The 25,366-nt window shown below is 69.4% G+C and carries 18 protein-coding genes; 5 read left to right on the top strand and 13 right to left on the bottom strand.

Features of this window, described 5'->3' with window-relative positions; translation table 11 throughout:
* Window positions 1-60: 60 nt before the first annotated feature.
* From HNR01_RS14010 to HNR01_RS13995, 4 genes are all read right to left on the bottom strand, one after another.
* Window positions 61-1,395 carry an FMN-binding glutamate synthase family protein gene (locus HNR01_RS14010; protein WP_183668112.1) on the bottom strand — a complete coding sequence of 445 codons (1,335 nt, stop codon included), beginning with the start codon at window positions 1,393-1,395 and terminating at the stop codon, window positions 61-63.
* Window positions 1,395-2,084: a GltB/FmdC/FwdC-like GXGXG domain-containing protein gene (locus HNR01_RS14005; RefSeq protein ID WP_183668111.1), complete on the bottom strand. Its 690-nt coding sequence runs from the start codon at window positions 2,082-2,084 to the stop codon at window positions 1,395-1,397. Before HNR01_RS14005 ends, HNR01_RS14010 begins: the two co-directional genes overlap by 1 nt.
* A complete protein-coding gene (locus HNR01_RS14000) occupies window positions 2,084-3,004 on the bottom strand; it encodes a class II glutamine amidotransferase (protein ID WP_183668110.1) in 921 nt (306 codons plus the stop codon). The genes HNR01_RS14005 and HNR01_RS14000 overlap by 1 nt, the downstream gene beginning before the upstream one ends.
* Window positions 3,005-3,215: 211 nt before the next feature.
* Window positions 3,216-4,208, bottom strand: a complete 993-nt coding sequence (locus HNR01_RS13995; protein ID WP_017485053.1) for a GlxA family transcriptional regulator — start codon at window positions 4,206-4,208, stop codon at window positions 3,216-3,218.
* Between the two features lie 109 nt (window positions 4,209-4,317).
* Here HNR01_RS13995 and HNR01_RS13990 point away from each other — a divergent pair, with 109 nt between their 5' ends.
* From HNR01_RS13990 to HNR01_RS13975, 4 genes are all read left to right on the top strand, one after another.
* The gene (locus tag HNR01_RS13990) at window positions 4,318-5,568 is read left to right on the top strand and encodes a sarcosine oxidase subunit beta family protein (protein WP_017485054.1); all 1,251 of its coding nucleotides are present in this window, start codon (window positions 4,318-4,320) and stop codon (window positions 5,566-5,568) included.
* A gap of 97 nt (window positions 5,569-5,665) precedes the next feature.
* Window positions 5,666-5,953, top strand: coding sequence for a sarcosine oxidase subunit delta (locus HNR01_RS13985; protein ID WP_183668109.1), 288 nt, complete (start codon window positions 5,666-5,668; stop codon window positions 5,951-5,953).
* Entirely contained in the window at window positions 5,950-8,979 is a 3,030-nt protein-coding gene (locus HNR01_RS13980; protein ID WP_183668108.1) for a sarcosine oxidase subunit alpha family protein, read from the top strand. The genes HNR01_RS13985 and HNR01_RS13980 overlap by 4 nt, the downstream gene beginning before the upstream one ends.
* Window positions 8,972-9,694, top strand: coding sequence for a sarcosine oxidase subunit gamma (locus tag HNR01_RS13975; protein ID WP_309236190.1), 723 nt, complete (start codon window positions 8,972-8,974; stop codon window positions 9,692-9,694). The genes HNR01_RS13980 and HNR01_RS13975 overlap by 8 nt, the downstream gene beginning before the upstream one ends.
* A gap of 107 nt (window positions 9,695-9,801) precedes the next feature.
* Here HNR01_RS13975 and HNR01_RS13970 read toward each other — a convergent pair whose 3' ends face one another.
* The 9 genes from HNR01_RS13970 to HNR01_RS13930 all read right to left on the bottom strand — a co-directional run bounded on the left by HNR01_RS13970 (window position 9,802) and on the right by HNR01_RS13930 (window position 23,303).
* Window positions 9,802-11,427: a hybrid sensor histidine kinase/response regulator gene (locus tag HNR01_RS13970; RefSeq protein ID WP_183668107.1), complete on the bottom strand. Its 1,626-nt coding sequence runs from the start codon at window positions 11,425-11,427 to the stop codon at window positions 9,802-9,804.
* Between the two features lie 330 nt (window positions 11,428-11,757).
* The gene (gene lpdA / locus HNR01_RS13965; protein ID WP_183668106.1) at window positions 11,758-13,161 is read right to left on the bottom strand and encodes a dihydrolipoyl dehydrogenase; all 1,404 of its coding nucleotides are present in this window, start codon (window positions 13,159-13,161) and stop codon (window positions 11,758-11,760) included.
* Window positions 13,158-14,357 carry a DUF4241 domain-containing protein gene (locus tag HNR01_RS13960; RefSeq protein WP_183668105.1) on the bottom strand — a complete coding sequence of 400 codons (1,200 nt, stop codon included), beginning with the start codon at window positions 14,355-14,357 and terminating at the stop codon, window positions 13,158-13,160. The genes lpdA and HNR01_RS13960 overlap by 4 nt, the downstream gene beginning before the upstream one ends.
* Before the next feature lie 70 nt (window positions 14,358-14,427).
* Window positions 14,428-15,771, bottom strand: a complete 1,344-nt coding sequence (gene odhB, locus HNR01_RS13955; RefSeq protein ID WP_183668104.1) for a 2-oxoglutarate dehydrogenase complex dihydrolipoyllysine-residue succinyltransferase — start codon at window positions 15,769-15,771, stop codon at window positions 14,428-14,430.
* An 83-nt stretch (window positions 15,772-15,854) separates the two neighbouring features.
* Entirely contained in the window at window positions 15,855-18,845 is a 2,991-nt protein-coding gene (locus HNR01_RS13950) for a 2-oxoglutarate dehydrogenase E1 component (protein WP_183668103.1), read from the bottom strand.
* A gap of 212 nt (window positions 18,846-19,057) precedes the next feature.
* Window positions 19,058-19,942, bottom strand: a complete 885-nt coding sequence (gene sucD, locus HNR01_RS13945; RefSeq protein ID WP_183668102.1) for a succinate--CoA ligase subunit alpha — start codon at window positions 19,940-19,942, stop codon at window positions 19,058-19,060.
* 8 nt (window positions 19,943-19,950) lie between these two features.
* On the bottom strand, window positions 19,951-21,147 hold the full coding sequence (gene sucC, locus HNR01_RS13940; RefSeq protein ID WP_096484664.1) for an ADP-forming succinate--CoA ligase subunit beta: 1,197 nt from the start codon (window positions 21,145-21,147) through the stop codon (window positions 19,951-19,953).
* Window positions 21,148-21,257: 110 nt separating this feature from the next.
* Window positions 21,258-22,220 carry a malate dehydrogenase gene (gene mdh, locus HNR01_RS13935; RefSeq protein WP_183668101.1) on the bottom strand — a complete coding sequence of 321 codons (963 nt, stop codon included), beginning with the start codon at window positions 22,218-22,220 and terminating at the stop codon, window positions 21,258-21,260.
* A gap of 351 nt (window positions 22,221-22,571) precedes the next feature.
* Complete coding sequence (locus HNR01_RS13930) at window positions 22,572-23,303, bottom strand: TetR family transcriptional regulator (protein WP_183668100.1); 732 nt, start codon at window positions 23,301-23,303, stop codon at window positions 22,572-22,574.
* A 263-nt stretch (window positions 23,304-23,566) separates the two neighbouring features.
* On the opposite strand from HNR01_RS13930, the gene aroB reads away from it, so the two are divergent.
* Window positions 23,567-25,306: a 3-dehydroquinate synthase gene (gene aroB, locus HNR01_RS13925; protein WP_183668099.1), complete on the top strand. Its 1,740-nt coding sequence runs from the start codon at window positions 23,567-23,569 to the stop codon at window positions 25,304-25,306.
* Window positions 25,307-25,366: the final 60 nt, after the last annotated feature.

Raw genomic sequence — 25,366 nt, 5'->3', positions numbered from 1 at the left:
GCCCCATCGCCACAAAAGAAAGAGGGCCGCCCTCGAAGCCTCGGGAGCGGCCCTCGCAGATCACATGCCGGTCTTGCCGGGAATCCAGCCGGTGCCGGCGAGCGGCACCTGCGCCATCGCCGCGGCCTCGATGGTGAGCGCCACCAGATCCTCGGGTTCGAGGTTGTGCAGGTGGCTCTTGCCGCAGGCGCGGGCGATGGTCTGGGCCTCCAGCGTCATCACCGCGAGGTAGTTGGCGAGCCGGCGGCCGGCGAGTTCCGGATCGAGGCGCTTGGCGAGTTCCGGATCCTGCGTGGTGATGCCGGCGGGGTCGCGCCCCTCGTGCCAGTCGTCGTAGGCGCCCGCCGTGGTGCCGAGCGCCTCGTACTCGGCCTGCCAGCGGGGATCGTTGTCGCCCAGCGCGATCAGGGCGGCGGTGCCGATGGCGACCGCATCGGCGCCGAGCGCCAGCACCTTCGCCACATCCGCGCCGGAGCGGATGCCGCCGGAGACAACGAGCTGCACCTTGCGATGCAGGCCGAGATCCTGGAGCGCCTGCACGGCGGGGCGGATCGCGGCGAGCGTCGGGATGCCGACATGCTCGATGAACACGTCCTGCGTCGCGGCGGTGCCGCCCTGCATGCCGTCGAGCACCACCACGTCGGCGCCGGACTTGGCCGCCAGCGCCGTATCGTAATAGGGGCGGCTCGCGCCGACCTTGACGTAGATCGGCTTCTCCCAGTCGGTGATCTCGCGCAGTTCCTCGATCTTGATCGCGAGGTCGTCCGGCCCGGTCCAGTCCGGATGGCGGCAGGCGGAGCGCTGATCGACGCCCGGCGGCAGGCAGCGCATGCCGGCGACGCGCTCGGTGATCTTCTGGCCGAGCAGCATGCCGCCGCCGCCGGGCTTGGCGCCCTGGCCGATCACGACCTCGATGGCGTCGGCCTTGCGCAGGTCGTCCGGGTTCATGCCGTAGCGCGACGGCAGGTACTGGTAGACCAGGGTCTTGGAATGCCCGCGCTCCTCCGGCGTCATGCCGCCGTCGCCCGTCGTGGTGGAGGTGCCGGCGATGGTGGCACCCCGCCCGAGGGCTTCCTTGGCGTTGGCCGAGAGCGAGCCGAAGCTCATGCCGGCGATGGTGACCGGCGTCTTCAGGTGGATCGGCTTGGAGGCGAAGCGCGAGCCCAGCACCACCTCGGTGCCGCAGCGCTCGCGGTAGCCCTCGAGCGGGTAACGGCTGATCGAGGCGCCGAGGAACAGCAGGTCGTCGAAATGGGGCAGCGCCCGCTTCGCCCCGGCGCCGCGGATGTCGTAGATGCCGGTCGCCGCCGCGCGGCGGATCTCGGACATCACGTCGGGGGTGAAGGTCGCCGACAGGCGCGGCTTGGTGCGCGGAGGCTGGCGATGATCGGTCATCAGTAGGCTCCGGCGTTGTCGACGTGGAAGTGGTAGAGGGTGCGGGCCGAGCCGTAGCGGCGGAACTCGCTCGGGCTCACTTCCCCGGCCAGCCCGGCGGCGGCGAGCTTGTCGGCGAGTTCCCGCAGGTGCTCGTCGCGCATGGGCTTCTCGACGCAGTCGGCGCCCAGACTCTTGACCGAGCCGCGTACGTAGAGCTTCGCCTCGTAGAGCGAGTCGCCCAGCGCCTCGCCGGCGTCACCCAGCACAGTCAGCGTCCCGGCCTGGGCCATGAAGGCCGACATGTGGCCGATTGAGCCCTTCACGACGATGTCGACACCCTTCATCGAGATGCCGCAGCGGGCCCCCGCATTGCCGTCGATGATGAGCATGCCGCCATGCGCCGTGGCGCCGGCCGACTGGCTGGCATCGCCGCGCACGTGGACGAGGCCGGAGATCATGTTCTCGGCGACACCGACGCCCGCATTGCCGTTGACGAGAACGGTGGCGAGCTTGTTCATGCCGGCGCAGTAATAGCCGACATTGCCCTCGATCTCGACGCTGATCGGCGCGTCGAGCCCCGCGGCGATGGCGTGGCGTCCGTCCGGACCGGTGACGGTCCAGTGGGTCTCGTTGGTGTCGGGCCGCAGGGCGTGCAGGGCCCGGTTCAACTCGCGCAGGGGCGCGGATCGCAGGTCAAAGCTCGGCATCAGTGGCGCTCCCCGGATTCGCGTTCCCACGCGTAGACCTTGGCCGGCTCGGGCTCGAACACCCGGGCCTTATCGATGCCGGGCAGGCCGACCAGCGCCCGGTACTCGGAGCCGAAGGCGACGTAGTCGTCGGTCTCGGCCATCACGGCGGGCTTGCAGGCGATGGGATCGCGCACCACGGCGAAGCCCGTCTCGGTGCCGACCACGAAGGTGAAGAAGCCGTCGAGATCGGTCAGGCTCGATTCGAGCGCTTCCTTGAGCGAGGCGCCCTCGCGCATGCGCCAGCTGAGATAGCCGGCGGCGACCTCGGTGTCGTTCTGCGTGGCGAAGCTCAGGCCCTCGTGCCGGAGGCGGCGGCGCAGGTCGTTGTGGTTCGACAGCGAGCCGTTATGGACGAGGCACTCGTCGGTGCCGGTGGAGAACGGGTGGGCGCCGTTGGTCGTCACCGCGCTCTCGGTGGCCATGCGGGTATGGCCGATGCCGTGGGTGCCGGACATGCCCTCCAGGGCGAAGCGCTCGGCGACGGAGGCCGGCAGCCCGACCTCCTTGTAGATCTCCATGCGCCGGCCCGCGCTCACCACGTCGATGCCGGGGGCGCTGGCCTTGAGCCACGCCCGGATCTCCTCCTCGCGCCCGGCGGGCACGGTGAGGACGGTATGGGTGTCGCGCTCCGTCGCCTCGGCGGAGAGGGACAGTGCCTTCTCCAGCCCCGAGACCGCGCCGCGCAGCTCTTCCGGGCCGGGGCCGCGCAGGGTCAGCTTGACGCTGCCCGCATCCGAGACGCCATCCGAGCCGTAGACCGCGAAGCCGGCGCTGTCGGGGCCGCGATCGGTCATCGTCTCCAGCATCTTGGACAGCATCGCGCCGAGCTGCGGTTCAAGCTTCGGATTCTTGAGGAATAGTCCGACAATACCGCACATCGGCGTCGCCCCGTCCGTTCGTTCACTGGTGAAAGGGATCGCACGCTGTGCCGGCTACGTCAACTTTCAAGCACGAAAATTTCCTCTCATGAAACGCTTTCCCGTCGATGCGAGGCGATTTGGTGCGCCGCCCGATCCGGAGAGGGAGCGGTGCTGGATCGCTTCGCGGCCGCTCGCGATGACGGAGGGACGGTATCGGCCGGCGGCCCTCTCAGATTTCCGCTCCCTGCCGCCGGCGCCGACGCTCGGCCCGCGATAGCTCGTCCGCGCTCGCGAAACCCGTCGCCGCGGCGATTTCGGCGCGGCTCAGCGCGCTCTCGCGGCCGAGCTGGTGCGCCCGGTCCAGGCGCAGGTCGAGGTAGTGGCGGTGGAGACCCTGCCCGAGCCCTTCGCGAAACAGCCGCTCCAGCTGCCGCACCGAGACGCGGGCGAGACCGGCCAGGACCTCGCGGGCGAGCGGCGCTTCGAGGTTGGCCTCCATCGCCGCGAGCACCCGCAGCAGGCGCGGGTCGCGCACGCCGAAGCGCTGGCGCAGGTCCATCCGCTGCGGGCTCAACCCCTCGCGGATCTGATTGTGCAGGAACCAGTCGCTGACCCCCGCCGCGAGCCCGGCGCCGTGGTCGCGGCCGATCAGGTCGAGCATCAGGTCGAGGGCGGCGATGCCGCCGGAGCAGGTGATCCGCTCGCCCTGGATCTCGAACAGCGAGCGGACCACCTCGATGTCGGGATAGCGCTCCTCGAAGGCCGGCACGTGCTCCCAGTGCAGCGTGCAGCGCCGGCCCGAGAGCAGGCCGGCGCGGGCCAGCAGATAGGGGCCGCCGGAAATGCCTCCCAGCGTCACCCCGCGCCGGGCGAGCCCGCGCAGCCACGCGAAGAGGGCGGGATCGTCGAACTCGGCCGGATTGCCGCCGGCGCAGACGAAGACGCGGTCGGCGGCGATGTCGCTTGAGCCGACCGCGACATCGGTGAGGATGCCGAGCCCGTTCGAGGCCTGCACCACGCCGCCGCCGGGCGCGGCGTGCCACCAGCGATACAGTTCGCAGCCCGACAGGGTGTTGGCCGCCCGCAGCGGCTCGACCGCCGCCGTGTAGGCCATCAGCGGAAAGTCCGGCACCAGCACGAAGCCGACCGTCAGGGTCGCGGGGTGTTCCACCCGCGGCGGCTTCGGCCCCGGCCGGGCGCGGGCTTCGGGCTCGGTTCGCATTTCTGCGCGATTTGCCGGAATCATGTCGCAAAACGCAAGTCGGCGCGCCCGAGATCTCGGTTAACCCTGGGACATACGGAACATCCTCCGGCGGTGAGCGGATTCCCGCATGCGCTACTCCCTTTTCAGCGTGCTCGGACAGGCCCTGCGCGGCCAGCGCGATTGGACGCCGCAATGGCGCGACGCGGCCCCGCAGGAGGCCTACGACGTGGTGATCGTCGGCGGCGGCGGGCACGGGCTCGCCACCGCCTACTACCTCGCCAAGGAACACGGGATCACCCGCGTCGCCGTGCTGGAGAAGAGCCACGTCGGCTCCGGCAATGTCGGGCGCAACACCACCATCGTGCGCTCGAACTACGGCCTGCCCGGCAACATCCCGTTCTACGAGCGCTCGATGAAGCTCTGGGAGGGACTGGAGCAGGACATCAACTACAACGCCATGGTCAGCCAGCGCGGCGTGCTGAACCTGTACCATTCCGACGCCCAGCGCGACGCCTACGCCCGCCGCGGCAACGCCATGCGGCTCGCCGGGATCGACGCCGAACTGCTCGACCGCGAGGGCGTGCGGGCGATGGTCCCGTTCATCGATTTCGACAACGCGCGCTTCCCCGTGAAGGGCGGCCTGCTCCAGCGCCGCGGCGGCACCGTGCGCCACGACGCGGTGGCCTGGGGCTATGCCCGCGCGGCGAGTGACCGCGGCGTCGACATCGTCCAGAACTGCGCCGTCACCGGCATCCGCCGCGAGAACGGCCGCGTCACCGGGGTCGAGACCAGCCGCGGCTTCATCCGCGCGGGGAAGGTGGCGCTGTCGGTGGCCGGCTCGTCGTCGCTGCTCGCCGGCATGGTCGACATGCGCCTGCCGATCGAGAGCCACGTCTTGCAGGCCTTCGTCAGCGAGGGCGTGAAGCCCCTGATCGACTGCGTCATGACTTTTGGGGCCGGCCACTTCTACGTCAGCCAATCGGACAAGGGCGGCCTCGTCTTCGGCGGCGACATCGACGGCTACAATTCCTACGCGAGCCGCGGCAACCTCCACACCATCGAGGACGTGATGGAAGGCGGCATGGCGCTCTGGCCGGGGCTCGGGCGGCTGCGGCTGCTGCGCCACTGGGGCGGCATCATGGACATGTCGATGGACGGCTCCCCCATCATCGACCGCACCGACATCGGCGGCCTCTACCTCAATGCCGGCTGGTGCTACGGCGGCTTCAAGGCGACGCCGGCGGCGGGCTTCTGCTTCGCCCACCTGATCGCCCGCGACGAACCGCATGCGGATGCGAGCGCCTACCGCCTCGACCGCTTCGCCACCGGCCACCTCATCGACGAGAAGGGCATGGGCGCCCAGCCCAACCTGCATTGAGGCTCCCCTGGTGGCGCCGGCTCCGCCGACGCCACCCGCCGCACGGGCGGCGACGCCTGCTCCAGCGGGCACCGATCTTTAATGAGGACGATACGCCATGCGCATCCGGTGCCCCCATTGCGGCGAGCGCGACAACGGGGAGTTCAGCTACCTCGGCGACGCCGCGCCCCGGCGCCCCGACGGGATGGAGGCCTCGGCGCAAGCCATGCACGACTACGTCTACCTGCGCGACAACCCCGCCGGGACGCTCCGCGAACTCTGGTATCACGCCGCCGGATGCCGCTCCTGGCTGGTCGTGACCCGCGACACCCGCACCCACGCCATCGAGGCGGTCGAACCGGCGCGCGACGTCGCGCGGGCCCGCAGCTCGGGAGAGGCCGCATGACCACGCTCGCCCTTCAGCGCGCGGAGGCGCCCGTTTCCGCGACCTCGGCCGATCAGCCGTTCCGCACCGCCACCGGCGGCCTGATCGATCGGAACCGGCCGCGCGACTTCAGCTTCGACGGACGCCGCCTCACCGGCTACCACGGCGACACGCTGGCCTCGGCGCTGCTCGCCAACGGCGTGCGTCTCGTCGGCCGCTCGTTCAAGTATCACCGGCCCCGCGGCATCCTCTCGGCCGGCTCGGAGGAGCCGAACGCCCTGGTCGAACTGCGCTCCGGCGCCCGGCGCGAGCCCAACACCCGCGCCACCATGGCGGAACTCTACGAGGGGCTGGAGGCGACGAGCCAGAACCGCTGGCCCTCCCTCGCGCTCGACGCGCTCTCGGTCAACGCGCTGCTCTCGCCGATCTTCGCGGCGGGCTTCTACTACAAGACCTTCATGTGGCCGGCCGGCCTCTGGGAGAAGCTGTACGAGCCGATGATCCGGCGCGCGGCGGGCCTCGGCCGGGCCGCCGACGCCCCCGATCCCGACACCTACGACCACGCCCACGCCCATTGCGACGTGCTCGTCATCGGCGGCGGCCCGGCCGGTCTCGCGGCGGCGCTCGCCGCCGGCCGCTCCGGGGCGCGGGTGATCCTGGTGGACGAGGATTTCGCCACTGGCGGGCGCCTGCTCGCCGAGCGGCGCGAGATCGGCGGCGTGAGCGGGGCCGAGTGGGCCGCCCGCGCGGTCGCCGAACTGGAGAGCCTGCCCGAGGTGCGCATCCTGACGCGCACCACCCTGTTCGGCGTCTACGATCACGGCGCCTACGGCGCGGTGGAGCGCGTCTCCGACCATCTCGCGGTGCCGGCTCCCCACGCGCCGCGCCAGCGGCTGTGGCGGATCGTGGCCCGGCGGGCGGTGCTCGCGGCCGGCGCCATCGAGCGCCCGCACGTGTTCGGCGGCAACGACCGGCCCGGCGTGATGCTGGCCGGCGCGGTGCGGACCTATCTCAACCGCTACGGCGTGCTGCCGGGCCGCCGCCTCGCCGTGTTCACGTCGAGCGACGACGGCTGGCGCACCGCCGCCGACGCGATCGCCGCCGGCGGCGGGCTCGCGGCGGTGATCGACACCCGCACCTCCGTCCCGCCGCATCTGCGCCGGATGGCGGAGGCGGCCGGGGCGCGGGTGGTAACCGGTGGGTACGTCGCCGGTGCCAAGGGCCATCTGGGCTTGAGCGCGATCCAGGTCGTGGACGGCTACCACAGCACGGAGACGATCGCCTGCGACGGCCTCGCCATGGCCAATGGCTGGAACCCTGTGGTGCATCTCGACTCGCACCTGTCGCGCCGGCCGGTCTGGGACGAGGCGATCCACGCCTTCGTGCCGGGCGCCCTCCCCTCCGGCATGCAGGCCGCCGGCGCCGCCGCCGGGCGCTTCACCCTGGCCGAATGCCTGGAGACCGGCGCCCGGGCCGGTGCCGAGGCCGCGACCGCCTGCGGCTTCGAGGCCTCCGCCGAGGCGGTGCCGCAGACCGACCCGGAGAGCGTCGCTCACACCCCGCTCTGGCGCGCTCCGAAGCCCCGTGGAAAAGCCTTCGTCGATTTCCAGAACGACGTCGCCGCCTCCGACGTCGAACTCGCCCACCGCGAGGGGTTCCGCGCGGTGGAACTGCTGAAGCGCTACACCACCCTCGGCATGGCGACCGACCAGGGCAAGACCTCGAACCTCGCCGGCCTCTCGATCATGGCCGAGCTGACGGGCAAGGACATTCCGAGCGTCGGCACCACGGTGTTTCGCCCGCCCTTCACCCCCGTCGCCATCGGCGCCTTCGCCGGCCATCACCGGGGTAAGGAGTTCCGGGCCACCCGCCACGTCCCCTCCCACGCCTGGGCCGAGGAGAACGGGTGCGTCTTCGTCGAGACCGGCCTGTGGCTGCGCCCGGCCTACTTCCCGAAGGCCGGCGAGACCGACTGGCTCGATACGGTGGTGCGGGAGGTCGAGACCGTGCGCACCAAGGTCGGGATCTGCGACGTCACCACGCTCGGCAAGATCGACATCCAGGGCCGCGACGCGCTGGCCTTCATCGAGCGGGTCTGCGCCAACCCGTTCGGTACGCTCCCGGTCGGCAAGGCCCGCTACGCCGTGCTGCTGCGCGAGGACGGCTTCGTCATGGATGACGGCACCGTCGCGCGGCTCGCCGAAACGCACTACGTCATGACCGCCTCGACGGCGAACGCCGCGCGGGTGATGCAGCACCTCGAATTTTGCCGGCAATGGTTGTGGCCGGAGCTTGACGTGCAGCTCGCCTCGATCAGCGAGCAATGGGCACAATACGCGGTCGCCGGCCCCCGCGCCCGCGACACCCTGCGCCGGATCGTCGATCCCGGCTTCGACATTTCGAACCAAGCCTTCCCCTTCCTCGCGGCCGCCGAGATCACCGTCGGCGGCGGTATCCCGGCGCGGCTGTTCCGCATCTCGTTCTCGGGCGAGCTCGCCTACGAGCTGGCGGTGCCGGCGGCCTACGGCGATGCGGCGTGGCGGGCCTTGATGCAGGCGGGCTTGCCCTACGGCATCACCGCTTACGGCTCCGAGGCGCTCTCGGTGATGCGCATCGAGAAGGGCCACGCGGCCGGCGCCGAGATCAACGGCCAGACCACCGCCCGCGACCTCGGCCTCGGCGGGATGCTCGCCAAGAAGAAGGACTATATCGGCCGCCTGATGAAGGAGCGCCCCGCGCTCACCGATCCGGACCGGCCGATCCTGGCCGGTTTTCGCCCGGTCGATCCCAGCGACCGGTTGCGGGCGGGCGCGCATTTCCTGGCGCTCGACGCGGAGCCGAGCTTGGAGGCCGACGAGGGCGTGATGACCTCGGTGGCCTACTCGCCGAGCCTGCGGAGCTGGATCGGCATCGGCCTGATCCGGCGCGGGACGGAGCGCCACGGCGAGCGGGTGCGCGCCTACGATCCGGTGCGCGGCGCCGATATCGAGGTCGAGATCTGCTCGCCCGTCTTCGTGGATCCAAAGGAGGAGAAGCTGCGTGTCTGATCCCGCAACGACCCGAGCGTCCTCGTCTCAAGCGTTCTCTTCCCAAGCATCCTCTTCCCAAGCGGCCTCTTCCCAAGCGGCCTCTTCCCAAGCGGCCTCTTCCCAAGCGTCCGCGCTCCTCTGGCGTCCCCGCGGCGCGTGGGAGGGCGCGACGAAGCCCGGACGGCACGGTGCGCCGGACGGGGCGGCGGGCGTCCGGCTCACGCTCCGTGACGGCTTCGGCCTTGCCACGCTCATCGCGGCGGATGGAAAGGACGCCGACCTGCAAGCCATCCTGGCGGAACGCTTCGGCCTGTCGCTGCCGGAGGCCGGCGCGGCGCAGATCGAGGGCGAGCGCGGCCTGATCTGGTCCGCACCCGGCCAGTGGCTCGCGCTGGCGCCTTCGCCGCACGTCCTTCGCGACCTGCCCGAGGCCCTGCGCGGCGTCGCGGCCGTCACCGACCAGAGCGACAGCCGCGCCCTGGTGCGGATCTCCGGCCCGCAGGCGCGGGCGATGCTCGCCAAGGGCGTCGCCGTCGATCTGCATCCCCGCGCCTTCGGGCCGGGCCGGGCGGCGGTGACGAGCATCGCCCATATCGGCGTTCAGCTCTGGCAGCGCGATGCCGGCCCGACCTACGAGATCGCGGTGGCCCGCAGCTTCGCCGGCAGCTTCTGGGGGTGGCTGGAACACGCGGCGGCCGAGTTCGGCTACGAGGTCGAACCCGGTCGGGTCTGACACGGCGCCGGTCGCAGCGGGCCTTGCTCGCTTCGGCTTCGCCTCGCACTGACGGAAGAGCGGCCGAAAGCGACCGAGACAGCGGCGCCTGACTCGATCGGGAAGCCCTATCCGACCCCCGTCGGCCCGTCGATCACCCGGCGTACCCGGCGGGCCAGCTCCATCCGCTTGTAGGGCTTGTTGATGATCTCGAACTCGGTGCCGCCGGCGTCGGTGCGCTCCATCGAGGCCTCGGCGTAGCCGGTCGTCAGCAGCACCTTGATCTTGGGCTGCCGCTCCCGCGCGGCGCGGGCCAGCATCACGCCGTTCATGCCGCCGGGCATGATCAGGTCGGTGAACAGCAGGTCGATGCGCCCTTCGCCGTCGAGGATGTCGAGCGCCGCCGTGGGACCGTCGACCACGGTAACCTTGTAGCCGAAATCCTCCAGGATGACCCCCGCGGTGGCCGCCACGTCGGGCCGGTCGTCCACGACGAGCACCGTCTCGGAGCCGTGCCGGTCGGCGGCGCGGTTCGAGGGCTTCTGCTCGTCCTCGGCCTTCTGGTCCGAGGCGGGGAAGAGGAGCCGCACCGTCGTGCCGTGCCCGACCTCGGAATAGATCTTCACCGAGCCGCCGGACTGCTTGGCGAAACCGTAGACCATGGCGAGCCCGAGCCCCGTGCCCTTGCCCTCGCCCTTGGTGGTGAAGAACGGCTCCATGACGCGGGTGAGGATCTCCGGGGGCATGCCGGTGCCGGTATCGGTCACCGAGACCACCACGTAGGCGCCGGGCGGCACGGTCTTGTAGAGGGCGGTGTCCTCGTCCTCGACCAGCAGGTTCTCGGTCTTCACCGTCACCGTGCCGCCGTTCGGCATGGCGTCGCGGGCGTTGATGAGGACGTTGAGCAGCGCGACCTCGGCCTGGGTCGGGTCGATGCGCGTCGTCCACAGGTTCGGCGCCGGCAGCACCCGCAGCACGACCTGCTCGCCGAGCGTGCGCTCGGCCATCTCGCCCATGTTCTGGACGAGGCCGTTGAGGTTCAGGAGCCGCCCTTCCAGCCGCTGCTTGCGCGAGAAGGCGAGGAGCTGATGCGTCAGCTTGGCGGCACGCTCGCTGGCGTCCCGCACCGCCTCGCCCGCCCGGCGCAGGCGCCCGGCATCGAGCGTCGGATGATCGAGCAGCGCCAGCATCACCTCGTTATGGCCGGTGATGACCTGCAGCAGGTTGTTGAAGTCATGCGCAATGCCGCCGGTGAGCTGGCCCAGGCTCTCCATCTTCTGCGCCTGATGCAGCGATTCCTCCGCGTCGCGGCGGCGGGAGACATCGAGCTGCGAGCCGAAGAAGTAGACGAGGTCGCCCGACCGGTTGAAGACGGGGCTGACGAACAGCGCGTTCCAGAACGAGGAGCCGTCCTTGCGGTAGTTCAGGATTTCGGTGGCGAATTCCCGGTGCTCCATGACGGCGTCGCGGACTTCCGCGACGGTATCTCGGTCGGTGTCGGGACCCTGGAGGAACCGGCAATTGTTCCCCATCAGCTCCTCGATCCCGTAACCGGTCATGCGGATGAAGGCGCGGTTGGCGAAGATGATCGGATTGTCCGGCTGGTGCGGATCGGTGACGATCATCGGCATCCGGGTCCGCTCGACCGCCGCGAAGAAGATGTCGTGATGCTGATCGATGACACCGGTGGGCCCGCTGCCGCTCACCGGCGTGTTGGGGCCGGGCGCGCTGGGCTTCTCGGGCGAATTGGGCATGAGGACAGACTTCCCGTGGATGTGACCCACGGGGGCCGGATCACGCATCTCAATACGATGGCACCGGACGATGTTCCCGGGAAAGCCGGCGGGAGCTCGATCACCGAACGACAGAAAGTCGCATGCACAGCAATCTGAGGGCGATCGCGATCACTTGATCGATCTTTCGCTCAAACTTGATTTGTATGAAATCATACAGAAGCGTCTCGCGCAGATCTGAAGAACGCACTTTCGAGATGGCCGCTCCTGTTTTGTCGAGCCAGCGCCTCCGATCGTCCGAACACGCTTCCCCGGACGCCGCGCCGCGGCGCGGCGTCCGGGACGTAGGGCTCAGACGTGGATCGCCCGCTTGCCGACGGCGAGCGCGGCTTCCTTGACGGCCTCCGTCAGCGTCGGGTGGGCGTGGCAGGTGCGGGCGATGTCCTCGGCGGAGGCCGCGAACTCCATCGCCACCGCGACCTCGGCGATGAGGTTGCCGGCATCGGCCCCGACGATGTGCACGCCGAGCACGCGATCCGTCTTTTCGTCGGCGAGGATCTTCACGAAGCCGTCCGTGGTGCCGTTGGCCTTGGCGCGGCCATTGGCCGTGAACGGGAACTTGCCGGCCTTGTAGCTGATCCCGTCCTTCTTCAGCTCCTCCTCGGTCTTGCCGACCGAGGCGACCTCGGGGAAGGTGTAGACGACGTTCGGGATGACGCCGTAATTCACGTGGCCCGACTGCCCGGCCAGGATCTCGGCGACCGCGACGCCCTCGTCCTCGGCCTTATGGGCGAGCATCGGCCCGGCGATCACGTCGCCGATGGCATAGATGCCGGTGACGTTGGTGGCGTAGTGGTTGTCGGTCTCGATCCGGCCCTTGTTGTCGGTGGCCACCCCCACCGTCTCCAGCCCGAGTCCCTCCGTGTAGGGCACGCGGCCGATGGCCACGAGCACCACGTCGGCCTCGAGCGTCTCGGACTCGCCGCCCTGCGCCGGCTCGACGGTGACGGTCGCGCGCCCCTTCTGGTTGACCTCGACGCCGGTGACCTTGGTCGAGAGTTTGAAGACCATGCCCTGCTTGGCCAGGATGCGCTGGAACTGCTTGCCGACCTCGCCGTCCATGCCCGGCAGCACGCGGTCGAGATACTCGATCACCGTCACTTCGGCGCCGAGCCGGCGCCAGACCGAGCCGAGTTCGAGCCCGATCACGCCCGCGCCGATCACGACCAGCTTCTTCGGCACCTCGGCGAGTTCGAGCGCGCCGGTGGAGGAGACCACCGTCTTCTCGTCGATCTCGACGCCCGGCAGCCGCGTCACGTCGGAGCCGGTGGCGATGACGATGTTCTTGGTCTCCAGCATCTGGTTGCCGCCGTCGTCCGAGATCACCTCGACGCGGCCGGCCCCGGCGATGCGGCCGCGGCCGTGATAGGTTTCGACCTTGTTCTTCTTGAGCAGGAACTCGACGCCCTTGGTGTTGCCGTCGACGCCGCCCTGCTTGAACGCCTGCATTTTCTTCAGATCAAGCTTTGGTGTTCCCACATCGATGCCCAGCTCCGAAAAGTGCTTGTTGGCCTCCTCGAAGGCTTCGGAGGCGTGCAGCAGCGCCTTGGAGGGGATGCAGCCGACATTGAGGCAGGTGCCGCCGTGGGTCGCCCGCTTCTCGACCACCGCGGTCCTCAGCCCGAGCTGGGCGGCGCGGATGGCGCAGACATAGCCCCCGGGGCCGGTGCCGATGACGACGAGATCGTAGCTCATGGTTGGGTCTGTCCTCGTGATGGCGTGTCAGTTGAGCCGGTGCGCTCCCAGGCCTCGATGACGGCGAGGAGTTGCGGCGACCGGGGTGCGGTGAGTTCGCGGGCGTAGGCCGGATAGGTCTTCCGCTCGTCGCCGATCTGCAGGTAGGGCGGCATCAGGGTCGTCGCGCCGTGGCGGACGAGGCGTTCGAGCGCCTCCGGCTTGTCGAGGCGGATCGCCTCGAAGGTGAAGGTGCCCTGGGCGGCCTCGATCGGCGTCTCGGGTGCGATCCGGCCCTGCGCCAGCATGGCCGAGAAGGTCGCGAGATCGTCGGACCTCGGCGCCTCGTAGCCCTTCGCGCTGTCGCGGCGCTGCTCCGGGGTCAGGGCGGCCAGGGCCGCGGCGAGGGCGACATGGCGCGGATCGCGCCCGTCGCCGTTCTCGATCACGCCGAAATCGGTGACGAGCCGGAGCATCCGGCCGCCCGCGTCGAGTCCCCAGTAGGAGGCGTAGACCCCGTCGCCCCAGCCGCTGGCGAAGACCGCGATCCGGGCCGGATCATCCGGCAGCGGCTGGTGCATGACCCAGTTCAGATCCGAGTCCTTCAACTCGCCTGCGAGCACGTCGTCGTAATAGTTGCCGTAGCCGCTCCGCTTCTGCTCCTGCGCATCGCGGCGCTGCATGGCATCGCGAGCGACCGGGTCCATGAAGCAGCCGAGACCGGCATCGACGGGATAGCCGAAGATCTCGCCCGCCTTCAGGGCGGCTATGTCCTGGCCCGGCACGAGGGCGAGCTCCCAGCGGTCCGGCCTCCCCTCCCCGAAGCGAAGCTCGGCCAGGGCGACGCGGTCCTGCGCGCGGTAGAGCGTGACCGGGTACTCACCCGGCGACACCTTGCGGGTGAAGGGTTCGCGGTCGGGCTGCACCAGCGGATCTGCGGCGATCACCGCGCCGCCCGGCAACGGCAGGAGGCCGAGGGTCATGCGGGTGATGCCGCGCTCGCCCAGTTCGCCCTCCGCCAGTCCGGTCACCGACAGGTTGGCGTCGTTCTCTCTGGCGTCGTAGGGCGTGTCGGCCACCGGTCGGTCTCCGTCGCGGCCCGCCCGCTGCCACGGGAAGAGCTTGGCGAGTGCCGCCGCGAGCCCGGCCCCGACCGCCACCGTGGCGAGGCCGAGGGCGGCGCGCCGGCTCGGTTCGGACAATCGAGGCATGGTCATGCGACCGGCCGCGGGGCCGAGCCCTCGGACCGGAAACCGGCGGAGGAGCCCGGCACGCGACCGCTTCGGATCAAAGATCCAGCACGAGGCGGGCCGGATCCTCCAGCGCCTCCTTGACGCGGACGAGGAAGGTGACGGCCTCCTTCCCGTCGACGATGCGGTGATCGTAGGACAGGGCCAGATACATCATCGGCCGCGCCTCGATCTTGCCCCCGCGCACGACCGGCCGCTCCTCGATCCGGTGCATGCCCAGGATGCCCGATTGCGGCGCGTTGAGGATCGGGGTCGACATCAGCGAGCCGTAGATGCCGCCATTGGTGATGGTGAAGGTGCCGCCCTGCATCTCGTCGATGGAGAGCTTGCCCTCGCGCGCCTTCTTGCCGAAGCCGGCGATCTTCTTCTCGATGCCGGCGATCGACAGGTCGTCGGCGTCGCGCACCACCGGCACGACGAGGCCCTTATCGGTGCCGACGGCGATGCCGATGTGGTAGTAGTTCTTGTAGACGAGGTCCTGCCCGTCGATCTCGGCATTGACTGCCGGCACGTCCTTGAGTGCGCCGATCACCGCCTTGGTGAAGAAGCCCATGAAGCCGAGCTTCGTCCCGTGCTTCTTCTCGAAGATGTCCTTGTACTGCGAGCGGAGCGCCATCACCGCGCCCATGTCCACGTCGTTGAACGTGGTCAGCATCGCCGCCGTGTCCTGGGCGCTCTTGAGGCGCTTCGCGATGGTCTGGCGCAGCTTGGTCATCCGCACGCGCTCCTCGCGCGCGGCGTCGTCCGGCGCGGAGGGCGCGCGCGGCGGGGCCGGAGCCTTGGTCTCCTGAGCCGGCGCCTTCGCGACGCCCCTGTCGATCGCGGCGAGCATGTCGCCCTTGGTCACGCGGCCGTCCTTGCCGCTGCCGTTGAGGCTCGCCGGATCGATGCCGGATTCGCGCGCGAGCTTGGCCACCGCCGGGCCGCTCTCGTCGACGCCACGGCCCCCGGCCGGCGGTGCATCGCCGTGGCTGCCGTAGGAGGCGGAGGATTGCTGGGCCGGCGCCTCTTCCTTGGCGGGCTTGCCCTCACCCTTCTCCTCGCGGGACTGCGCCTTGGTCTCGGCCGGCGCGGCGCTCTTCGGGGCCGGCTTGGCGTCCGACTTGCCCGCGCCCTTATCGGCCCCCTTCTCGGCAGCCTTGCCGCCCTCGACGATCGAGCCGAGCACCGCGCCGGGCTCCACCGTCTCGCCGTCCTTGACGAGGATCTCGCCGAGCTGGCCCGCGGCCGGCGCGTTCACCTCGAGGGTGACCTTGTCGGTCTCGAGCTCCACCAGGGGCTCGTCGGCGGCCACCGCATCGCCGGGCTTCTTGAACCAGCGGCCGATCGTGGCCTCACTGACGGATTCGCCGAGCGTAGGGACGAGGATATCGGTCGCCATAATCTGTGTTCACCGAAGTTTCGGGGCGCGCATCGGGCGGCGCGGCCCCGGTTGGTGGATCGATCGAGAGGGGGCCGGCGGCCTCAGACCGCCAGCGCCTCGTTGAGGAACGCCTGGAGCTGGGCGAGGTGCTTCGACATCAGGCCGACCGCGGTCGAGGCCGAGGCCGGACGGCCGACGTAGCGCGGCCGCTTCGAGGCGGAGCCGGCCTGGCCCAGCACCCAGTCGAGATAGGGCTCGACGAAGGTCCACGAGCCCATATTCTTGGGTTCTTCCTGGCACCACACCACCTCCGCGTTGCGGAAGCGGCTCATCTCGTTGGCCAGCGCCTTGAGCGGGAACGGGTAGAGCTGCTCGACGCGCATCAGGTAGACGTCGTTGACGCCGCGCTTCTCGCGCTCCTCGAAGAGGTCGTAATAGACCTTGCCCGAGCACAGCACGACGCGGCGGATCTTGTCGTCGCGCACGAGCTTCACGCCGTTCTCGTCGTGCTCGGCGTCGTCCCACAGGATGCGGTGGAAGGTCGAGCCCTCCGCGATGTCCTCGATCTTCGAGACCGCCCGCTTGTGGCGCAGCAGCGATTTCGGCGTCATCAGGATCAGCGGCTTGCGGAAGTCGCGCTTCAGCTGACGGCGCAGGATGTGGAAGTAGTTCGACGGCGTCGAGCAGTTGGCGACCTGCATGTTGTCCTCGGCGCACATCTGGAGATAGCGCTCCAGACGGGCGGAGGAGTGCTCCGGTCCCTGGCCCTCGTAGCCGTGCGGCAGCAGCATCACGAGGCCGGACATGCGCAGCCACTTGCGCTCGCCCGATGAGATGAACTGGTCGATGACGACCTGCGCGCCGTTGGCGAAGTCGCCGAACTGCGCCTCCCACAGCACCAGGGAGTTCGGCTCGGCGAGCGAGTAGCCGTACTCGAAGCCGAGCACCGCCTCCTCGGAGAGCATCGAGTTGATGACCTCCAGGCTCGCCTGCCCCTCGCGCACGGAGTTCAGCGGCGTGTAGCGCTGCTCGTTCTCCTGATCGATCACCACGGCGTGGCGCTGGGAGAAGGTGCCGCGCTCGACGTCCTGGCCCGAGAGGCGGACGCGATGGCCCTCGATCAGCAGCGAGCCGAAGGCCAGAGCCTCGGCGGTCGCCCAGTCGATGCCGACGCCGGTCTCGACCGCCTTGGCGCGGTTGTCGAAGAAGCGCTGGATCGTGCGGTGCAGGTGGAAGCCCGGCGGCGGCGTGGTGATCCGGGTGGCGATGTCGCGCAGGGTCTCGACCGGCACGCCGGTGCGACCGCGGCGGGGATCGTCTACATCCTCGCGCACGGCCTTGAAGCCGGACCAGCGCCCGTCGAGCCAGTCGGCCTTGTTCGGCTTGTAGCCGCCGGCGATGTCGAGCTCGCTCTCCAGCATCGAGCGGAACTCGGCCTTCCGGGCGTCGAGCTGCTCCTGGGTCAGGTCGCCCTGCTCGACGAGCTTCTTGCCGTAGGTCTCCAGCGCGGTCGGATGCTTGCGGATCCGCTGGTACATCTTCGGCTGGGTGAAGGCCGGCTCGTCGCCCTCGTTATGGCCGAAGCGGCGGTAGCACAGCATGTCGATCACGACCGGCTTGCCGAACTTCTGGCGGTACTCGGTCGCGACCTTGGCGGCGAAGGTCACGGCCTCGGGGTCGTCGCCGTTGCAGTGGAAGATGGGAGCTTCCACCATCTTGGCGACGTCCGAGGGGTAGGGCGATGATCGCGAAAAACGCGGGTCGGTGGTGAAGCCGATCTGGTTGTTGATGATGAAGTGGATCGAGCCGCCGGTGCGGTGGCCCTTCAGGCCCGACAGGCCGAAGCATTCCGCCACCACACCCTGGCCGGCAAAGGCCGCGTCGCCGTGGATCAGCAGCGGCAGCACCTTGCGGCGCTCGACGTTCGGCTTGGCCTTCTGGTCCTGCTTGGCCCGCACCTTTCCGAGCACCACCGGATCGACGATCTCGAGGTGGGACGGGTTGGCGGTGAGCGAGAGGTGGACGGTGTTGTCGTCGAAGGCGCGGTCGGAGGAGGCGCCGAGATGGTACTTCACGTCGCCCGAGCCCTCGACCTCGGCGGGAGAGGCCGAGCCGCCCTTGAACTCGTGGAACACTGCGCGGAAGGGCTTGGCCATCACGTTGGTGAGCACGTTCAGCCGGCCGCGATGGGCCATGCCGAGCACGATCTCCTCGACGCCGAGCGCGCCGCCGCGCTTGATGATCTGCTCCAGCGCCGGGACCATCGACTCGCTGCCGTCGAGGCCGAAACGCTTGGTGCCGGTATACTTGAGATCGAGGAATTTTTCGAAACCTTCGGCCTCGATCAATTTGTTCAGGATCGCCCTACGGCCTTCGGGAGTGAAGGAGATCTCCTTGTCCTTGCCCTCGATGCGCTCCTGGATCCACGCCTTCTCCTCGGGATCGGAGATGTGCATGAACTCGACGCCGAGCGTCTGGCAATAGGTGCGCTCCAGGATGGCGACGATCTCGCGGATCGTCGAGAATTCCATGCCGAGCACGTTGTCGAGGAAGATCTTGCGGTCCCAGTCGCTCTCCTGGAACCCGTAATGCTGCGGGTGCAGTTCCTCGTGGTCGCCGCGCGGGGCGAGCCCGATCGGATCGAGCTTGGCGTGCAGGTGGCCGCGCATGCGGTAGGCGCGGATCAGCATGATCGCGCGCACGGAATCCTTGGTGGCCTGCTCGACCGAGACGCCGGTGGCGGCGACGATCGCCGCGCCCTTGGCGGAGTCGCCGGGCTTGCCGGGCTGGGCCTTGGCCTGGATCTTCTCGCCGAGCGCCTTTTCCAGTGCGCCCCAGTTGCCGTCCAGCGCCGAGACGATCTCGCCGTTGAGCGGCACCGGCCAGTTGGGCTTGGCCCAGGACGCGCCCTCGGCGTTCTTCTTCACCAGGGCGTCGTCCTCGCCCAGCTCCCTGAAGAATTGCTGCCACTCGGGATCGACCGAGTTCGGGTCGCGGGCATAGGCCGCCTGCAGCTCCTCGATCCAGGCGGCGTTGGCGCCGTAGAGGAAGGAGGTCTGGAGAAGGGCTTCGTTCGCGTCCTGGCGTGCCATCGCTGCCTGTCCTACCGCTCGGGCGGCGCTGTTCCAGCGGGCCGCCGCGTCGTGTCCGATCCGGTGGCAGGGCTGAGCGGGGGGCTACCGCCCCGCGTCGCGCCTCCGGATCCGGCCGGGGCGCGGGCGCGCCCCGACATCGTCTTTCATATGGGTCGCAGGCGCTTGCGTGCGGTGCAACACAACCGCGCAGGACCCGGTTACAGACCCCATCAACCCTTCAGCACTTCCACGAGGGTGGAGCCGAGACGGGCCGGCGAGGGCGACACGCGGATGCCCGCCGCCTCCATCGCCGCGATCTTGTCCTCGGCGCCGCCCTTGCCGCCGGAGATGATGGCGCCGGCATGGCCCATGCGGCGGCCCGGAGGCGCCGTGCGGCCGGCGATGAAGCCGACCATCGGCTTCTTGCGGCCGCGCTTGGCCTCGTCGGCCAGGAACTGCGCCGCCTCTTCCTCGGCCGAGCCGCCGATCTCGCCGATCATCACGATCGACTCGGTCTTCGGGTCGGCGAGGAACAGCTCCAGCATGTCGATGAACTCGGTGCCCTTGACCGGGTCGCCGCCGATGCCGACCGCCGTGGTCTGCCCGAGCCCGGCATTCGAGGTCTGGAACACCGCCTCGTAGGTCAGCGTGCCGGAGCGCGAGACGATGCCGACCGAGCCCGGCTTGAAGATGTTGGCCGGCATGATGCCGATCTTCGATTGGCCCGCGGTGACGACGCCAGGGCAGTTCGGCCCGATCAGGCGCGATTTCGAGCCCTCCAGCGCGCGCTTGACCCGCACCATGTCGAGCACCGGAATGCCCTCCGTGATGCAGACGATCAGCGGGATCTCGGCCTGGATCGCCTCGCAGATCGCGTCCGCGGCGCCGGGCGGCGGCACGTAGACGACCGAGGCGTCGGCGCCGGTGGCCTCGCGCGCCTCGGCCACGGTGTCGAACACCGGCAGGCCGAGATGGGTCGAGCCGCCCTTACCCGGGCTCGTGCCGCCGACCATCTTGGTGCCGTAGGCGATGGCCTGCTCGGAGTGGAAGGTGCCGTTCTTGCCGGTGAAGCCCTGGCAGATGACCTTCGTGTTCTGGTCGATCAGGATGGACATCGGTCAGCTCAGCCCTTCTTCACCGCGGCGACGATCTTCTGCGCGGCGTCGTCGAGATCGTCCGCGGGGATGACGTTGAGGCCGGAGTTCCGGATGATCTCCTTGCCCTCCTCGACATTGGTGCCCTCCAGGCGCACGACGAGCGGCACCTCGAGGCCGACCGCCTTCACCGCCGCGATCACGCCGCGGGCGATGACGTCGCACTTCATGATCCCGCCGAAGATGTTGACGAGGATGCCCTTCACCTGCGGGTCGGCGGTGATGATCTTGAAGGCCGCAGTGACCTTTTCCTCACTCGCGCCGCCGCCGACATCGAGGAAGTTTGCCGGCTCTTCACCGTAGAGCTTGATGATGTCGAGCGTCGCCATGGCGAGGCCGGCGCCGTTGACCATGCAGCCGATCGTGCCGTCCAACGCGATGTAGGCGAGGTCGTACTTCGAGGCCTCGATCTCCTTGGCGTCCTCCTCGGTCTCGTCGCGCAGCGCCACGATGTCCGGGTGGCGGTAGAGGGCGTTCGAGTCGAAGGAGATCTTGGCGTCGAGGCACTTGAGGCCACCGTCGCCGGTGAGCACCAGCGGGTTGATCTCCAGCATGCTCATGTCCTTGGCCGTGAAGGCCGCGTAGAGCTTCTCGGTGAGCGCCCCCGCTTCCTTGGCCTGAGGGCCCGAGAGACCCAGCGCCTTGGCGACGGCGCGGCCGTGATGGGGCATGATGCCGGTGGCCGGATCGACCGAGAAGGTGACGATCTTCTCAGGGGTGTCGTGGGCGACCTGCTCGATATCCATGCCGCCTTCCGTCGAGACGACGAAGGCGACGCGGCCGGTCTCGCGGTCCACCAGCATCGACAGGTAGAATTCGGCGGCGATCGAGGCGCCTTCCTCGATGTAGAGGCGGTTGACCTGCTTGCCGGCCTCGCCGGTCTGCACCGTCACCAGGGTCGCACCGAGCATCTCGGACGCGAACTGCACCACCTCATCCTTGGACTTGGTGACGCGCACGCCGCCCTTGGCGCCCGCGGGCGCGCCCTTGAAGGTGCCCTTGCCGCGCCCGCCCGCGTGGATCTGCGACTTCACCACCCAGACCGGGCCGCCGAGCTCGTCGGCCGCGGCGGCCGCCTCCTCCGGCTTGAAGATCGCCACACCGCGGGAGACCGGCAGGCCGAACTCCTTGAGGACAGCCTTGGCCTGGTATTCGTGGATGTTCATCGAAACCCCTCGAAGCGAGTAGTGAGTGGCGCCTGGCGAATGGATCCGCCGAGCGGGCAGAGGCCGCCGCGGCCTCCCCTTCGCTCCCGGTCATGCGCCATCCGCTCTGATCAGGCGAGCTTGTCGTTGATGCCTTGGCAGGCCGCGATCAAGCCCTTCACGGAGTTGGCCGACTTCTCGAACATCGCCTTCTCGGCTTCGTCGAACGTCACTTCGAGGACCCGCTCGACGCCGTTCTCGCCGATCACCACCGGCACGCCGACATAGAGGCCGTCGATGCCGTACTGGCCGTCGAGATAGGCGGCGCAGGGCAGCACCCGCTTCTTGTCGCGCAGATAGCTCTCGGCCATGGCGATGGCGGAGGCCGCCGGCGCGTAGAAGGCCGAGCCGGTCTTGAGCAGGTTGACGATCTCGCCGCCGCCCTTGCGGGTCCGCTCGACCATGGCGTCGAGCCGCTCCTGGGTCGTCCAGCCGAGCTTGACCAGATCGGTCAGCGGCACGCCGGCCACCGTCGAGTATCGGGTCAGCGGCACCATGTCGTCGCCGTGGCCGCCGAGCACGAAGGCGGTCACGTCCTCCACCGAGACGCCGAATTCTTCCGCGAGGAAGTGGCGGAACCGCGCCGAGTCCAGCACACCCGCCATGCCCACCACCTTGTTGGTCGGCAATCCGGAAAACTTCTGCAGCGCCCACACCATCGCGTCGAGCGGGTTGGTGATGCAGATCACGAAGGCGTTCGGGGCATGTTCCTTGATGCCGGCGCCGACCGCTTCCATCACCTTAAGGTTGATGCCGATCAAATCGTCGCGGCTCATGCCGGGCTTGCGCGGCACGCCCGCGGTGACGATCACCACGTCGGCGCCGGCGATCGCCGAATAGTCGCTGGCGCCCGAATACTTGGCATCGAAGCCGTCGACCGGGGCGGATTCGGCGATGTCGAGCGCCTTGCCCTGCGGCACGCCGTCGACGATGTCGAACAGCACCACGTCACCGAGTTCCTTGAGGCCCGCGAGATGGGCGAGCGTGCCGCCGATCTGCCCGGCTCCGATGAGCGCGATCTTGCTGCGTGCCATGGATGGTCTAGCCTCCGGTCGGAATTCGCGACGGTTCGAAAAAACGTGTCGGCGATGTCGCGGATGGTGCGCTGCGGCCGAACCTTCGCCGATCAATTCTGATGGGGGCGGTGTTTGGCGGAAAAGCCACAGGGCTTCAACCCGACGAAGGTTCAGGTGGGTGAGGCTGGATCAGGGCCAGTGAACGTTTCGGCGCGCCAATTGCTCGAGAAAAGCTTTCAAAATCAGTCGTTTGCACTCGGGGCGGACGACGAAGGACAGTCGGCAAGGGTTTGGTGACAGGATTCCCAATCTGTCATTGTACGCGGGTACGGCCACGCCGCGATGCAGCGCCGGAAACATATTCGTAATTCAGAAAGTTCCGGTCCGCAGGGCGCGCTGGATCGACTGGATAACGGCGCTGAGCCGGGCATCGAGCAGGTCGCGGGGCACGTCCGCGTCGTGCTGGATCGCCACCGGATGAGTGAAGCGGTAGCTGGCATCGAAGATGACGGCGATGGCGCGCTCGCGGTCGCGCGCGGCGAAGACCCCGGTGCCGATGCCTTCCTCCACCACGCGCTCGACCAGGGCGCGCAGCCGCACGCGGTGGCGGCGGGCGATCGGGCGGGAGGCGACGGTGGCGTCGAGATGCACGGCGAACAGGTTCGGCTCGCGCGACAGCATCTCGCTCTGGGCACTGGCGAGCGCGCTGATGAAGCGCTCGATCTTGTCGTCGGCCGGATCGGGCGCGTCGGCGATGCCGGCGAGCTTGGTCTCGAGGTCGCGCAGCCAGCGCCCGGCCACGGCGTCGAGCAGGGCGTCCTTGGAGGGGAAGTAGCGGTAGACGTTGGCATGGGTCATGCCGGCCTCCGCCGCGACCGCCACCACGGTCACCCGCTTGGGGCCGAGCCGGGTCAGGTGTTCCGTGGCGATGGCGAGCAGCCGCGCATCCGTCGAGACCGGCGTGGGTCTGGCGCGGGCGGCCGGGCCGCTGAGGCGCTGAGGGCGGGGCGGGCCGATGCGCGGATCGGAGACTGGATCGCTCGCCTCCCTCTCGCTGTCGGTCAGGGTGACGGGAAGGGAAACGGATCCGTACGGCAACATGACTTTCCTGGCACAGAGACATTAAGCGTGGGGGCACTCGACCCCGCACACCTGCAGGCATGCCGAGTCGAGAGCGGTGCCGTCCCACGCGCTCGCGTACGAGCCTTCCTGCCCACGCGGCACTTTGCAACCCCTGCCGGTCCGGGTTTTTGTGCGGATCCCGCTCGGAATGCACGCAGGGCGCGATTTAGGGACTTCCGGCCGGGCGTGGACGGCGATACCCGACGCTTCGCCGCATCCGCAAAACCGTCTATGACCGCCCGATGACCGTCCCCCTGCTGCCGGCGGCGCCGCCCGGTGAACCGATTGAAGCACGCCTGCGCCGCGGCCTTGGGACCCGGTCGATCGTGCTCGTCGGTCTGATGGGGGCGGGCAAGAGCACCGTCGGGCGCCGTCTCGCCAGCCGCCTCGGGCTGATGTTCAAGGATGCCGATCACGAAATCGAGGCGGCGGCCAAGCTCACCATCGCCGACATCTTCGCGATCTACGGCGAGGCGAGCTTCCGCGAGGGCGAGGAGCGCGTGATCGCGCGCCTGCTGCGCGAGGGGCCGATGGTGCTGGCGACCGGCGGCGGCGCCTTCATGCGCGAGGCGACGCGGGCGCGGATCGCCGAGGGCGGCATCTCGGTCTGGCTGAAGGCCGATCTCGACGTGCTGATGCGCCGCGTGCGCAAGCGCAACACGCGCCCCCTGCTCCAGACCGAGGATCCGGAGGCGACCATGCGCGCGCTGATGGAGGTGCGCCATCCGGTCTACGCCCAGGCTGATGTCACGGTCCTGTCCCGCGAGGTGTCCCACGACCGCGTGGTGGAGGACGTGATGGAGGCTCTCGACGTGCACATCAATCCGTCCAGCGTGCCCCGAAAGCAACATTTGACATTTTCCATGCAGAAACAACCCTCGCGCGTGAATGTTCCCCTCTCGGGAGGGCGCGAATACGACATCCGCATCGGCCGCGGCCTCATCGACACGGTGGGGGCGGAGGCGCGGGATCTCGGCGCCCGCGCCGCCGGCATCGTCACCGACGAGACGGTCGCCGGCCTCTACAGCGAGCGCGTGCGGGCGAGCCTCGAGGCCGCCGGTCTGCGCTGCGGGATTATCACGGTACCGCCGGGGGAGGCCTCGAAGAGTTATTCCGAGTTTGCCCGCGTCTGCGACGGTTTGTTGGCCGCGAGGATCGAGCGCGGCGACCTCGTGGTGGCGCTCGGCGGCGGCGTGGTCGGCGATCTCGCCGGCTTCGCGGCGGCCTCCCTGCGCCGCGGCGTGCGCTTCGTCCAGGTGCCCACGACTTTGCTCGCTCAGGTTGATTCTTCCGTCGGCGGCAAGACCGGAATCAACTCGCCTCTGGGAAAGAATCTGATCGGGGCCTTCCACCAGCCGCGCCTCGTTCTCGCCGATACGGCGACCCTCGACACGCTCTCGGAGCGCGAGATGCGGGCGGGCTACGCCGAGGTCGCCAAGTACGGCCTGATCGGAGACGCCGAGTTCTTCGAGTGGTGCGAGGCGAACTGGGCCGGCATCTTCTCCGGCGGTCCGGAGCGCGACGAGGCGGTCGCCGCCTGCTGCCGCGCCAAGGCCGGGGTCGTGACCCGCGACGAGCGCGAGGACGGCGAGCGGGCGCTGCTCAATCTCGGCCACACCTTCGGCCACGCCCTGGAGCGGCTGACCGGCTACGACGCGGCCCGCCTCGTCCACGGCGAGGGCGTCGCGATCGGGCTGGCCCTCGCCTTCCGCTTCTCGGCGCGCCTCGGCCTCTCTCCCGGCCAGGATGCGGGGCGGGTGGCCAACCATCTCGCGCTGACCGGCCTGCCGACGCGCCTGCAGCAGGTGCCCGGCGGCTGCGGCGACCCCGACGCGCTCCTCGACGCCATGGCCCAGGACAAGAAGGTCCGCGACGGCCAGCTCACCTTCATCCTCGCCCGCGGCATCGGCCAGAGCTTCATCGCGCCGGGAATCGACGCGGCCGAGGTGCGGGCGTTCCTGGAGGCGGAACTGGGGGGCTGAACCTCCCCAGCCCCATGCACGGGAGGTTTGGAGCGGGCGCAGTCGCGTTCCCGCCCGAAT

Origin of the sequence: Methylorubrum rhodesianum (genome assembly GCF_014199985.1) — a bacterium.
Lineage (GTDB): Bacteria > Pseudomonadota > Alphaproteobacteria > Rhizobiales > Beijerinckiaceae > Methylobacterium > Methylobacterium rhodesianum.
This window is presented reverse-complemented; position numbering and strand designations above follow the sequence as displayed.

Excerpts from the sequence above, each read along its gene's own strand:
- HNR01_RS14010 (WP_183668112.1), bottom strand. The coding sequence starts at position 1,395 with ATGACCGATCATCGCCAGCCTCCGCGCACCAAGCCGCGCCTGTCGGCG.
- HNR01_RS14005 (WP_183668111.1), bottom strand. The coding sequence starts at position 2,084 with ATGCCGAGCTTTGACCTGCGATCCGCGCCCCTGCGCGAGTTGAACCGG.
- HNR01_RS14000 (WP_183668110.1), bottom strand. The coding sequence starts at position 3,004 with ATGTGCGGTATTGTCGGACTATTCCTCAAGAATCCGAAGCTTGAACCG.
- HNR01_RS13995 (WP_017485053.1), bottom strand. The coding sequence starts at position 4,208 with ATGCGAACCGAGCCCGAAGCCCGCGCCCGGCCGGGGCCGAAGCCGCCG.
- HNR01_RS13990 (WP_017485054.1), top strand. The coding sequence starts at position 4,318 with ATGCGCTACTCCCTTTTCAGCGTGCTCGGACAGGCCCTGCGCGGCCAG.
- HNR01_RS13985 (WP_183668109.1), top strand. The coding sequence starts at position 5,666 with ATGCGCATCCGGTGCCCCCATTGCGGCGAGCGCGACAACGGGGAGTTC.
- HNR01_RS13980 (WP_183668108.1), top strand. The coding sequence starts at position 5,950 with ATGACCACGCTCGCCCTTCAGCGCGCGGAGGCGCCCGTTTCCGCGACC.
- HNR01_RS13970 (WP_183668107.1), bottom strand. The coding sequence starts at position 11,427 with ATGCCCAATTCGCCCGAGAAGCCCAGCGCGCCCGGCCCCAACACGCCG.
- lpdA (WP_183668106.1), bottom strand. The coding sequence starts at position 13,161 with ATGAGCTACGATCTCGTCGTCATCGGCACCGGCCCCGGGGGCTATGTC.
- HNR01_RS13960 (WP_183668105.1), bottom strand. The coding sequence starts at position 14,357 with ATGACCATGCCTCGATTGTCCGAACCGAGCCGGCGCGCCGCCCTCGGC.
- odhB (WP_183668104.1), bottom strand. The coding sequence starts at position 15,771 with ATGGCGACCGATATCCTCGTCCCTACGCTCGGCGAATCCGTCAGTGAG.
- HNR01_RS13950 (WP_183668103.1), bottom strand. The coding sequence starts at position 18,845 with ATGGCACGCCAGGACGCGAACGAAGCCCTTCTCCAGACCTCCTTCCTC.
- sucD (WP_183668102.1), bottom strand. The coding sequence starts at position 19,942 with ATGTCCATCCTGATCGACCAGAACACGAAGGTCATCTGCCAGGGCTTC.
- sucC (WP_096484664.1), bottom strand. The coding sequence starts at position 21,147 with ATGAACATCCACGAATACCAGGCCAAGGCTGTCCTCAAGGAGTTCGGC.
- mdh (WP_183668101.1), bottom strand. The coding sequence starts at position 22,220 with ATGGCACGCAGCAAGATCGCGCTCATCGGAGCCGGGCAGATCGGCGGC.
- HNR01_RS13930 (WP_183668100.1), bottom strand. The coding sequence starts at position 23,303 with ATGTTGCCGTACGGATCCGTTTCCCTTCCCGTCACCCTGACCGACAGC.
- aroB (WP_183668099.1), top strand. The coding sequence starts at position 23,567 with ATGACCGTCCCCCTGCTGCCGGCGGCGCCGCCCGGTGAACCGATTGAA.